Annotated in this window: 9 protein-coding genes and 1 pseudogene; 7 read left to right on the forward strand and 3 right to left on the reverse strand. The window is 73.2% G+C overall.

Going from position 1 to position 11,574, the window contains the following annotated elements; translation table 11 throughout:
• Window positions 1-83 precede the first annotated feature (83 nt).
• From LCH29_RS34950 to LCH29_RS34970, 5 genes and pseudogenes are all read left to right on the forward strand, one after another.
• Window positions 84-815 carry a hypothetical protein gene (locus LCH29_RS34950; protein WP_446465691.1) on the forward strand — a complete coding sequence of 244 codons (732 nt, stop codon included), beginning with the start codon at window positions 84-86 and terminating at the stop codon, window positions 813-815.
• Window positions 816-897: 82 nt separating this feature from the next.
• On the forward strand, window positions 898-1,743 hold the full coding sequence (locus tag LCH29_RS34955; protein WP_446465692.1) for a DegV family protein: 846 nt from the start codon (window positions 898-900) through the stop codon (window positions 1,741-1,743).
• A 551-nt stretch (window positions 1,744-2,294) separates the two neighbouring features.
• On the forward strand, window positions 2,295-3,158 hold the full coding sequence (locus LCH29_RS34960; protein WP_446465693.1) for a helix-hairpin-helix domain-containing protein: 864 nt from the start codon (window positions 2,295-2,297) through the stop codon (window positions 3,156-3,158).
• A pseudogene (locus tag LCH29_RS34965) lies at window positions 3,155-5,647 on the forward strand (ComEC/Rec2 family competence protein); the annotation flags it as partial. The gene LCH29_RS34960 and the pseudogene LCH29_RS34965, both read left to right, overlap by 4 nt.
• A gap of 143 nt (window positions 5,648-5,790) precedes the next feature.
• Window positions 5,791-6,459: an O-methyltransferase gene (locus LCH29_RS34970; RefSeq protein ID WP_446465753.1), complete on the forward strand. Its 669-nt coding sequence runs from the start codon at window positions 5,791-5,793 to the stop codon at window positions 6,457-6,459.
• A 96-nt stretch (window positions 6,460-6,555) separates the two neighbouring features.
• On the opposite strand, the gene LCH29_RS34975 is transcribed toward LCH29_RS34970, so the two are convergent.
• On the reverse strand, window positions 6,556-6,843 hold the full coding sequence (locus LCH29_RS34975; RefSeq protein ID WP_446465694.1) for a hypothetical protein: 288 nt from the start codon (window positions 6,841-6,843) through the stop codon (window positions 6,556-6,558).
• 44 nt (window positions 6,844-6,887) lie between these two features.
• Here LCH29_RS34975 and holA point away from each other — a divergent pair, with 44 nt between their 5' ends.
• Window positions 6,888-7,877: a DNA polymerase III subunit delta gene (gene holA, locus LCH29_RS34980; RefSeq protein WP_446465695.1), complete on the forward strand. Its 990-nt coding sequence runs from the start codon at window positions 6,888-6,890 to the stop codon at window positions 7,875-7,877.
• A 34-nt stretch (window positions 7,878-7,911) separates the two neighbouring features.
• Here the strand turns inward: holA and LCH29_RS34985 are convergent, their stop codons facing one another.
• A complete protein-coding gene (locus tag LCH29_RS34985) occupies window positions 7,912-8,841 on the reverse strand; it encodes a hypothetical protein (protein ID WP_446465696.1) in 930 nt (309 codons plus the stop codon).
• A gap of 242 nt (window positions 8,842-9,083) precedes the next feature.
• Window positions 9,084-9,350 carry a 30S ribosomal protein S20 gene (rpsT, locus tag LCH29_RS34990; RefSeq protein WP_123106792.1) on the reverse strand — a complete coding sequence of 89 codons (267 nt, stop codon included), beginning with the start codon at window positions 9,348-9,350 and terminating at the stop codon, window positions 9,084-9,086.
• Between the two features lie 194 nt (window positions 9,351-9,544).
• Here rpsT and lepA point away from each other — a divergent pair, with 194 nt between their 5' ends.
• Window positions 9,545-11,428: a translation elongation factor 4 gene (gene lepA, locus LCH29_RS34995; RefSeq protein ID WP_446465697.1), complete on the forward strand. Its 1,884-nt coding sequence runs from the start codon at window positions 9,545-9,547 to the stop codon at window positions 11,426-11,428.
• Window positions 11,429-11,574 lie beyond the last annotated feature (146 nt).

Below are 11,574 nucleotides of genomic sequence, written 5' to 3' on the forward strand. Positions count from 1 at the left end.
CGTCAGGAACCCCGGGCCCGCCCGGTCCGTTTACGCTGGGAGGACAGCTGCCACCGCGGTGACCGCCGCCCTAAGGAGCGCACATGGAAGCCATCTGGATCCTGTTGCTGCTTTTCGTCCTGTTCATCGTGACCGGCACCTATGTCACGGTGCGGGTGGTCCGGACGGCCAAGCGCAGCCTCGACCGCACCGTGGACCAGGCCCGCCGCACGGTCGAGGACACCCGGCTCCGGGCCCGCCAGTTCTCCCGGCCGGGCGCGGCCGGTGAGCTGGCCGAGCTGCGGCTGTCGCTGCGTACGTCGATGTCCGCCACCGAGCAGGCCCTCCACGCGGTGGCGGGCCAAGACCGCTCCGTGGCGGAGTCGTTGAACCTGTTCCAGCGGCTCAGCGCGCACGGCCGCGAGCTGGACGACGACCTGAAGCGGCTGGAGCGCGAGCCCGACAAGACCCGCCTCGCCGCCCTGCTCCCCGAGCTGCGGGAGCGCACGGAGCGGATCACCCACTCCGCGGACTCCCTGCGCTGGGCGGTGCGGGAGCGGGCGCAGCGGTTCGCCCACGACGAGCTGGACGCGCTGGGGCGCGAGATCGAGATGGAGGCGGGGGCGCTGCGGCACTGGACGGTGGAGGAGCCGCGTGCCGCGTCGGGGACGCGGGCGGCGCCGGAGCCGGAGTCTGCGGCCGGCGATGCCGCACCCCGGCAGGAACAGCCCTCACCGCCCTCCCTCGAGACCACCCCCCGGCCGCAGCCGCAGTCCTGGCAGAAGTCCTGGCAGAAGCCGTGGCAGGAGTCCCCACGCCCCGAGAACACCGCCTGAACGCGGGCTTACCGGTAGGGTCGGTGATCATCCAGTGGGGTCGCGCTGTCGGCCCGGGGCTTCCCCGGATAATCTCCCAGTCATGTCCCGCCATGTCGCGATCGTGACCGATTCAACGGCTTACCTGCCGCAGGAGGCGATGGAGCGGCATCGCATCACCTCCGTGCCGCTGACGGTGGTGCTCGGAGACCGGGCGCTGGAGGAAGGGACCGAGATCTCGGCCCTGTCGCTCGCGGAGGCCCTACAGAAGCGCAAGCCCGTGACCACGTCCCGGCCCAGCCCTGAGACCTTCGCGGACGCCTACCGCGCGGCCGCGGCGGAGGGCGCGACCGGCATCGTCTCGCTGCACCTGTCCGCCGAGATCTCCGGCACCTACGACGCGGCGGTGCTCGCCGCACAGGACGCGCCCGTACCGGTCCGGGTGGTGGACAGCGGCATGGTCGCGATGGCGCTCGGCTTCTGCGCACTGGCGGCGGCGGAGGCCGCGGAGGGCGGCGGCACGCTGGAGGAGGCCGTCGCGGCGGCCCAGAAGCGGGCCGACGGCACCGCCGCCTACTTCTACGTCGACACCCTCGACTATCTGCGCCGCGGCGGCCGCATCGGCGCGGCGCAGGCCCTTCTCGGCTCCGCACTCGCGGTCAAACCGCTGCTCCAGCTCGACGACGGCCGGATCGAACTGCGGGAGAAGGTCCGCACCGCGTCCAAGGCCATCGCCCGGCTGGAGGAGATCGTGGTGGAGCGGGCGGGCCAGAGCCCGGTGGACATCGCCGTCCAGCACCTCGCGGCAGGGGAGCGCGCGACGGCCCTCGCGGAGCGGCTGCGGGAGCGGGTCCCGGGGCTCGCGGAGCTGTACGTGAGCGAGGTGGGCGCCGTGATCGGGGCGCACACCGGGCCGGGGCTGCTGGGCGCGGTGGTTTCGCCGAGGTAGCGAACTCGTTCGGGTGACGGGGTTTTCCACACACCGTGGGTTATCCCCGGGAATCGGAGCTGCTCAGCGGGGTCGGGCGAAGACGCCTACGGTCGGTCGGCATGAGGACACGATCACGCACCGTGACGACGCGACCGCCCCGCGGCCGCCACCGCTTGGCCGCGCCCCGCGCCGCCCCACCGCACCGCAGCGCCCGCGCGGCGGCCCTTTTCACCGCTCGCGGGGACGGGCCCTCCCCCACCCCACCCATCCGAAGCCCGAACCGCCCATCCACTCCAAGGGCGACAACTGCCCTGGGCCGGGAGTCCGTTCCGACGCCGTCCCGCGCTCCGGTTCCGCCCTCCGCTCGGCTCGCGGTGCCCGCTCGGCTCGCGGTGCCCGCTCGGCTCGCGGTGCCCGATGCCGGGCCGGCTCCCGCTCCGGGTTCGACTCGGGCGTCGGGGCCGGTGGCCGCCTTGGGCCAGGCGCCCGGCACCGGGGCGGCGTCGGCTTCGGAGGCGCCCCGCGTTCCGGGTCGGAGGTCTGCTCCCGGCCGGGGAACCGGCGCAGGGGTGGCGGTCCGCTCGGGCGAAGACGCGGGCGCGGCCTCGCACGAGGGGGCGGGCGGGGCCGCGCGGCGTCATGTGCCGCGTTGGGCCGCGCCGGAGGCTGAGGACGAAGCGGTGGAGGAGGCCGCGGACGAGAAGGGCGACACCGGCGGCAGCCAGACGCTGCGCCGCCGCGACCGGATGCGGCTGGCGTTGCGCGAACGCCTTCCGCTGTGGCTTCAGCTGCGCTGCGGCATGGAGTTACGGACCGTCGCCGCGCTGGCGGTCGCCCTCGTCGTCGCGGTGGCCTTCGCGGTCTACCACTTCTGGAGCGGCCGCCCGCAGACCGTACGGGCGCCCGAACCCGAACCCGCCCGCGCGGCAGCCGGGCCGACGGCCGGGGAGCGGGCGGGCGTCGGCGCGGGCGGCCGGGCGGTCGTGGTCGATGTGACGGGCAAGGTCCGCCGCCCCGGGCTGCGGCAACTGCCGTCCGGGGCCAGGGTCGCCGACGCGATCAAGGCGGCGGGCGGGGCGCGGCCGGGCGCGGACACCAGCGGACTGAACCGGGCCCGGCCCTTGGTGGACGGTGAGCAGATCGTGGTCGGCGCCCCGGCGAACCAGGCACCCGCAGGCCCCGCCCCCACCGGCCCGGCCCCCGCACCCGGTTCCGGCCCCGCACCGGGCGCACCGTCCGGCGGGACGATCAGCCTCAACTCGGCGACGGCGGAACAGCTCGACACCCTGCCGGGCGTCGGCCCGGTCCTGGCCCGGCACATCCTCGACTACCGCACCCAGCAGGGCGGTTTCCGCTCCATCGATGAACTCCGCGAGGTCAACGGCATCGGCGACCGCCGCTTCGCCGATCTCCGCCCACTGGTTCAGCCATGACGTCCGTACACACGGCGCGCCCCCGTGCCCCGGTGCACGCGGCCGCCGCCTCACCGCGCGGGGCGTCCCATCCCCGCCAGGAGGGCCCGGCGGACCTTCGCCTGGTGCCGCCCGCGCTGGCGGCCTGGGCCGCGGCGGCGGTCGCGTTGGGCACGCCCGGGCGCACCGTGGCCGTGGTCTGCGCGGGCGCCTGCCTGGCGGCAGCCGTCCTGCTGTACGTGACCCGTCGGCACCGGGCCGACCTCGCACAGGCCAAGCGGCGCACGGCGGGGGCGATCGCGGCGGTCCTGCTGTGCGGGGCCACGGCGGGAGCGGTCGCCGCGCTGCACGCGGCGGACGTGCGGCGCGGACCGGTTCCGGCGCTGGCCGGGGAGTTCGCCGAGGCGACCGCCGAGGTGACAGTCACGAGGGATCCGAGACTCAGCCGCCCCCGGGTGCGCGGAGCCGCGCTCGCGCCGGTGTCGGTGGTGGTCGAGGCGGAGGCCACCAGCATCACCGGGCCTGACGGCACGTCGACGAAGACCCGCGCCCCGGTGCTGGTGACGGTCCGCCCGGAGGCCCGGCAGCGAGCGGCATGGCTCCGGCTGCTGCCGTCCACGCGGCTGCGGGTGCACGGACGCCTGGCGCCGCCGCTGCGCGACGGGGACCGGCTCGCGGCGGTGGTGCGCGGCGGCAGCGGGCCGCCGCGCGTCATCGGGGCGCCCAGTTCGGTCCAGCGGCTGGCGGGCCGGTTGCGCGCCGGACTGCGTACGGCGACCGACGGCCTGTCCCCGGACGCGCGGGCGCTGCTGCCAGGGCTGGTCGTGGGGGACACCTCACGGGTGCCGCCGGACCTCGACGAGGCGTTCCGGGCCACGGACATGACACATCTGCTGGCCGTCTCCGGCAGCAATCTCACACTTCTGCTGGCGCTGCTGACGGGCCCTCCCCACCTCGCCGCGCGGGCCGAGCGGCGCGGGCTGGCCGCGGCGCTCGGCATGCGGCTCCGGACGACGGCCCTGCTCGGCGGAGCGCTCACGCTCGGCTTCGTGGTCGTCTGCCGCCCCGACCCCAGCGTGCTGCGGGCGGCGGCATGCGGGCTGATCACGCTGCTGGCCATCGGCACCGGGCGCCGCCGTTCCCTGCTCCCCGCCCTGGCCGCCGCGGTCCTGGCGCTGCTGCTGTACGACCCGTGGCTGGCCCGCAGCTACGGGTTCGTGCTCTCCGCCCTGGCCACCGGCGCGCTGCTCACCTTCGCGCCGGCGTGGAGCGCCGCCCTGCGGCGCCGTGGGGTGCCGCCGCGACCGGCCGAGATGCTGGCGGCCGCCGCGGCGGCGCAGGCGGTGTGCGCGCCGGTGGTGGTGATGATGGCCGCGCGGGTGAGCCTGGTGGCGATCCCCTGCAATCTGTTCGCCGAGCTGGCGGTGGGGCCCGCCATGATCCTCGGCTCCGCCGCGCTCGCGGTGGCCCCGCTCGCGCTTCCGGTCGCCCGGTGGATCGCCTGGCCCGCGGGCTGGCCCGCCGAGTGGATCGCCGGGGTGGCCCGCACCGGCGCGGGGCTTCCCGGTGCGGAGGCGGGCTGGCCGGGCGGCTGGCCCGGCGGGCTGCTGCTGGCGGCGGTCACCCTGGTCGCCGTCCTTCTGGGGCGCCGTCTGCTGCGGCACCGGTGGCTGTGGGCGATCTGTGCGCTGCTCCTGCTGCTCGCGGTGGTCCGCCCGGCGCCGCTGACCCGGGTCATCACCGGTTGGCCGCCGCCCGGCTGGCGGATCGTGGCCTGCGATGTGGGCCAGGGGGACGCCCTGGTCCTGGCCGCGGGTCCCGGCACGGCCGTCGTCGTGGACGCCGGTCCCGAGCCACGGGCCGTCGACCGCTGTCTGCGGACGCTGGGCGTGGTCCGCATCCCGCTGCTCGTCCTCACCCACTTTCATGCCGACCATGTGGCCGGACTGCCCGGGGTGCTGCGCGGCCGCTCGGTGGGGGCGATCGAGACGACCGGACTGGCGGAGCCGCCCGGCCAGGCCGCGGCCGTGCGGCGCGGGGCCGCGGCGGCAAGGGTGCCGGTGGTGACGGCCGGGCCGGGCGAGCGGCGCCGGTCGGGCCCGCTGTCCTGGGAGGTCCTGTGGCCCGCGCCCGACACCCCGGCCGCCGCCCCGGCGCAGGAGGGGCCGAACGACGCGAGCGTGACCCTTCTGGTCCGTACGGCGGGCCTGACCCTGCTGCTCCTCGGCGACCTGGAACCGCCCGCCCAGCAGGCGCTGCTGATGGCGCATCCGGACCTGCCCCCGGTCGATGTGCTCAAGGTTGCCCACCATGGCTCGGCCTACCAGGACCCGCGGCTGATCCATAGGCTGCACCCGCGGATCGCCTTGATCTCGTGCGGCGCGGACAACCCGTATGGACATCCGTCGCCCCGCACCGTGGCGGCCCTGAGGGCCCGGGGTGCCGCCGTGCTGCGGACCGACCGGGACGGGGCGATCGCGGTGACCGGCCCGCGGCTGCGCGCGGTGGTCGGCGGGAGCAGAAGAGCCCAGCGCGGCGGCCGAAGGCCGCGGGGCGGCGGCGGACCCCAATTCGTCGTCCGGGCACGGTGGTTCGCGCAGGGCACAGTAGGTTTCTGGTGCGGACTCGGTCGGTTTCGAAAGGAAGCTTGCTCATGTCGCTCGAACAGTGGACCAAGGTCGATAACTACTTCAACGGCCTGCTGGCACCGTCGGATCCGGCCCTGGACGCCGCCCTGGAGCACAGCGAGTCCGCCGGGTTGCCGCCGCACCAGGTGGCGCCCAACCAGGGGAAGCTGCTGCATCTGCTGGCCCGGATCCAGGGGGCGCGCACCATCCTGGAGATCGGCACCCTGGGCGGATACAGCACCATCTGGCTGGCCAGGGCGCTGCCCGAGGGCGGGCGGCTGGTCTCCCTGGAGGCCGACCCCCGGTGCGCGGAGGTGGCGCGGGAAAACGTGGGGCGGGCGGGGCTGGGCAAGGTCGTCGAGATCCGCACCGGCAAGGCGCTGGAGTCGCTGCCCCGGCTGGCCGAGGAGGGGGACGGCCCCTTCGACGTGGTCTTCATCGACGCCGACAAGCCCGGCAACCCCGACTACCTCGCCTGGGCGCTGCGGCTCACCCGGCCCGGCAGTCTCATCATCGGGGACAACGTGGTGCGGGACGGGGAGGTGGCCGACCCCGCCAGCACGGACCCCCGCGTCCAGGGCGTACGGCGCTTCACGGAGCTGATCGCGCAGGAGCCCCGGCTGACGGCGACGGCGGTGCAGACGGTCGGCGAGAAGGGGTACGACGGCTTCGCGCTGGCGCTGGTCACCGGGTAGCGGAGGGCCGGGTAGCGGATGACCGGTAGCGGACGGGTGGGGGCGGACGACCGGTGATCGTGCACGGGCGGGTGCCCCAGGACGGGGCGCGCCCGGTCAGTCGGTCTCCAGCCAGCCCTCGTACTCCTCGGCGAGGGCGTCCAGCGCGGCCGGGTCCAGCCGGGTGCCCGGGTCCTCGACGACCACCAGCCACTGGGCGTCCTCGGCGTCGTCCTCACCTGCCAGGGCGTCCCGCACCAGCTGGGGCTCCTCCGCGACGCCGAAGCGCTCGGGCAGCGCCTCGGCCACCTCCTCCGCCGCGTCGCGGTCGGGGAGCACCAGCACATGCCGTAGCGGGCGCACGCCGTTCAGTCCTCCATCGATCACCGGACCATTGTCGGCCATAGCGAAGACCGGGCTGTCGGCGGTCCGTGGGATGCTGGACCGCGATGGCCAGGAAGACGACGACCGACGACCCCCTCGCCCCGGTGACCCTCGCCGTGGGCCAGGAGGATCTGCTGCTCGACCGCGCCGTGCAGCAGGTCGTGGCGGCGGCCCGTGCCGCCGACCCAGACACCGATGTGCGCGACCTCACGCCCGACGCGCTCCAGCCCGGCACCCTCGCCGAGCTGACCAGCCCGTCGCTCTTCGCGGAGCGCAAGGTCGTGGTGGTGCGCAGCGCACAGGATCTGTCGGCCGACACGATCAAGGACGTGAAGGGCTATCTCGGCGCCCCCGCCGAGGAGATCACCCTGGTGCTGCTGCACGCCGGGGGAGCCAAGGGCAAGGGGCTGCTGGACGCCGCCCGCAAGGCCGGGGCGCGCGAGGTGGCGTGCCCGAAGATGACCAAGCCCGCCGACCGGCTGGCGTTCGTCCGGTCGGAGTTCCGCACCGGCGGCCGGTCCGCGACGCCGGAGGCCTGCCAGGCGCTGGTGGACGCCATCGGAAGCGATCTGCGCGAGCTGGCCAGCGCGGTGTCCCAGCTCGCCGCGGATGTCGAGGGCACGATCGACGAGGCCGTCGTCGGCCGCTACTACACGGGCCGGGCCGAGGCGTCCAGCTTCACCGTCGCCGACCGCGCCGTCGAGGGGCGGGCGGCCGAGGCGCTGGAGGCGCTGCGCTGGGCGATGGCCACGGGCGTGGCCCCGGTACTGATCACCAGCGCCCTGGCCCAGGGCGTCCGCGCCATCGGCAAGCTGGCCTCCGCCCCGCGCGGTGCCCGCCCCGGCGATCTGGCCCGTGAGCTGGGCATGCCGCCCTGGAAGATCGACCGGGTGCGGCAGCAGATGCGCGGCTGGTCGGCGGACGGGGTGTCGATCGCGCTGCGCGCGGTCGCCGAGGCCGACGCGGGCGTCAAGGGCGGTGGCGACGATCCGGAATACGCCCTGGAGAAGGCCGTCGTCACCATCGTCCGTGCCGCCCGCGCGGGTCGTTCCTAGACCTGCCGACCCGGACCCGGCAGCTCTCGGCCCCCTACTCCTTCATCTTGGCCAGGGTCGCCCGGGCGCTCTTCTCGAGCATCTCGGTGGCCTCGTCCGCCGTCATGGGGTCGTCGCTCGATGAGCTGGATACGTATTCGGACCACGTCGACTGGTAGGTCATCCAGCCCTCCCGCACGCCGAGGATCACGTACGCCCCGGTGTCGCTGCTGCTGGTGCTCTGCTGGGTGACGACGTACGCCTCGTCGCCCAGGCCGTCCACCTCGCTCACCTTGTAGGTGTAGCTGGAGGTGCGCTGGTCCTCGTAACTCCGGTACTGGGCCTCGAACTCCGGCTCCGGATTGGTCTTCCGGTGCAGACCGGCCGTCGTGGACAGCCACGCCGAGGAGTAGCTGCTGCTGGACGCGCCGCTCGGCTCGAAGTCGATCTGGCAGGTCATCGAGTCCAGGGCCGGGTCCCGGGAGGCGCTGTGCCGCGGGTTCGACGATCCGCTGGAGTCCTTCTGCTCGTATTCGGCGTCCTCGATGGCCTTGAGATCGGTCGAGGCGCACAGATTGCGCGTATAGGTGTAGCCCGCGAGCTCGGCCTTCGGCTCCCCGCCGAACCCTCCGGTCGCGAACACCACGCCCGCCCAGACCGCCGAGGCGACGACGGCCCCGCCGAGCGCCCACAGCCAGCCCTTGCCGCCTCCGGCACGGCCGCCGGGCGGGGGCGGTGCGGGCGCGGCGTACGGCCCGTACCCGCCGCCCATGGGCACCCCCGGCATGGTCGGCTGCGCGTACGCCGGGGCGTGCGGCGACGCGGCGGCGTGCGGCGGAGGCTGTGGCGGCTGTCCGTAGGAGCCGGGCGGCGGCGCGCCCTGCTGAGGCGGCGGCTGCGACGGAGCGTTCTGCTGGGGCGGGAGCGGCGGCTGAGGCGGCTGCGGCGGCCCGTACGGATTGGGTGTCTCCCCCGGTATCGACATGACGTGAACATACCCGAAGAAACACCGAAAACCCCGCGCTGTGCAGGCACGATCCGGATACGGCACGTGGACTGCCTCCGGACACAGCAATGCCCCCGGAGTGGGCCCGGGGGCATTGAACGTAGCGTGGCGTACTACGAAGGCTGTCCGTGGTCCGAGGTAGAGGGCTCGGACGTTCCCCACGGCGGGGTGGGGGCGAGGTGTCGCCCCGGTGGGTCACCCGTGCGGGTGGCCCGGAAGGGTCAGCCCTTGAGGCCGGCGATCTGCTGCGCGAGCGCCGACTTCTTGTTGGCGGCGTTGTTCTTGTGGAGCACGCCCTTGCTGACGGCCTTGTCGAGCTTGCGCGCGGCGGCGCGGGCGGCAGCGGTGGCCTTCTCGGCGTCACCGGCGGCCACGGCCTCGCGGGTCCGGCGGATGGCGGTCTTCAGCTCGGACTTGACGGCCTTGTTGCGCTGGCGCGCCTTCTCGTTCGTCTTGTTCCGCTTGATCTGGGACTTGATGTTCGCCACGTAAAGAGCCTTCGCAGGTTCGTTGGATTTCGCTGTCTGTCGTGCGCTTGTGCCCCGCGCGAGAGGGGCGCGTAAGGCACAGTCGGCCAGATTACCAGCAGCGCTGGGGGCCTCCCAAACCCGGAAGCGGTTGCCGTTCATGGGACCATGGGGGGACCGAGAACACCGAGTCCCGCCTAGATACAGGACGCTGCGTGCCCGCGACCCCTACCAATGTGCCGGAGCCGAGCCGTACCGACCCGGCTCTGATCCGTAACTTCTGCATCATCGCGCACATCGACCACGGCAAGTCGACGCTTGCCGACCGCATGCTTCAGCTGACCGGCGTGGTCGAGCAGCGACAGATGCGCGCGCAGTACCTCGACCGCATGGACATCGAGCGCGAGCGCGGCATCACGATCAAGTCCCAGGCGGTCCGGCTGCCCTGGGCGCTCACCGAGGACCAGGCGAGCCCGGAGCCGGTCACCCATGTCCTCAACATGATCGACACCCCTGGCCACGTGGACTTCACCTATGAGGTCTCGCGTTCGCTGGCGGCCTGTGAGGGCTGCATCCTGCTGGTCGACGCGGCCCAGGGCATCGAGGCCCAGACCCTCGCCAACCTCTATCTGGCGATGGAGCACGACCTCACGATCATCCCGGTCCTCAACAAGATCGACCTCCCGGCCGCGCAGCCCGAGAAGTACGCCGCCGAGCTGGCGCACCTGATCGGCTGCGACGTCTCCGACGTGCTCAAGGTCTCCGCCAAGACCGGCGAGGGCGTGGACGAGCTGCTGGACACCGTGGTGCGGCTGGTCCCGCCGCCGGTGGGGGTCAAGGACTCGCCCGCCCGCGCGATGATCTTCGACTCCGTCTATGACGCCTACCGCGGTGTCGTGACCTACGTGAAGGTCGTGGACGGCACGCTCAACAAGCGTGAGCGCATCAGGATGATGTCCACCGGCGCCGCCCACGAGCTGCTGGAGATCGGCACCAACTCACCCGAGATGACCTCCTCCGACGGGCTGTCCGTCGGTGAGGTGGGCTATCTGATCACCGGTGTGAAGGACGTCCGCCAGTCCAAGGTCGGCGACACGATCACCCAGTTCACCAAGGGCGCCGAGGAGCCGCTGGGCGGCTACAAGGACCCCAAGCCGATGGTGTTCTCGGGCCTGTACCCGCTGGACGGCTCGGACTATCCGGTGCTGCGCGAGGCCCTGGACAAGCTCCAGCTCAACGACGCCGCGCTGGTCTACGAGCCGGAGACCTCCGCCGCCCTCGGCTTCGGCTTCCGGGTGGGCTTCCTCGGGCTGCTGCACCTGGAGGTCATCCGTGAGCGCCTGGAGCGCGAGTTCAACCTCGACCTGATCGCCACCGCGCCCAACGTGATCTACCGGGTGGACATGGAGGACGGCGCCGTGCACACGGTGACCAACCCCAGCGAGTTCCCCTCGGGCAAGGTCGACAAGGTGCACGAGCCGGTCGTCCGGGCCACGATCCTCGCGCCCAGCGAGTTCATCGGCGCGATCATGGAGCTGTGCCAGAACCGCCGCGGCGTGCTGCTCGGCATGGACTACCTCTCCGAGGACCGGGTCGAGATCCGCTACACGCTCCCGCTCGCCGAGGTCGTCTTCGACTTCTTCGACCAGCTGAAGTCCAAGACCCGCGGCTATGCCTCGCTCGACTACGAGCCCACCGGTGAGCAGGCCTCCGACCTGGTCAAGGTCGACATCCTGCTGCACGGCGACAAGGTCGACGCGTTCTCCGCGATCACCCACAAGGACAAGGCGTACGCGTACGGCGTGCGGCTGGTCGCCAAGCTGCGCGAGCTGATCCCGCGGCAGAGCTTCGAGGTGCCGATCCAGGCCGCCATCGGGTCCCGGGTCATCGCCCGGGAGACCGTCCGCGCCATCCGCAAGGACGTCCTCGCCAAGTGCTACGGCGGTGACATCTCCCGTAAGCGGAAGCTGCTGGAGAAGCAGAAGGAAGGCAAGAAGCGGATGAAGATGGTCGGCAGCGTGGAGGTGCCGCAGGAGGCCTTCATCGCGGTGCTGTCCTCCGACGACGGCGGTGGCGGCGACGCCAAGGGGAAGAAGTAGTCGTAGGTGAACGGGCCCGGTGCTGCGAGAAGCGCCGGGCCCGTTGTCGTGTGACGCTCGATGCAGACCCTCATGTGAACGCACCCCTCATTTGAACGCACCCCTCATTTGAACTACGTGGCCCGGAACCCCTTACGCAGCACGGT

The organism is Streptomyces sp. BRA346 (assembly GCF_052851135.1).

Coding starts and splice junctions, on each gene's coding strand:
- LCH29_RS34950 (WP_446465691.1), top strand. CDS start 84: ATGGAAGCCATCTGGATCCTGTTGCTGCTTTTCGTCCTGTTCATCGTG.
- LCH29_RS34955 (WP_446465692.1), top strand. CDS start 898: ATGTCCCGCCATGTCGCGATCGTGACCGATTCAACGGCTTACCTGCCG.
- LCH29_RS34970 (WP_446465753.1), top strand. CDS start 5,791: ATGTCGCTCGAACAGTGGACCAAGGTCGATAACTACTTCAACGGCCTG.
- LCH29_RS34975 (WP_446465694.1), bottom strand. CDS start 6,843: ATGGCCGACAATGGTCCGGTGATCGATGGAGGACTGAACGGCGTGCGC.
- holA (WP_446465695.1), top strand. CDS start 6,888: ATGGCCAGGAAGACGACGACCGACGACCCCCTCGCCCCGGTGACCCTC.
- LCH29_RS34985 (WP_446465696.1), bottom strand. CDS start 8,841: ATGTCGATACCGGGGGAGACACCCAATCCGTACGGGCCGCCGCAGCCG.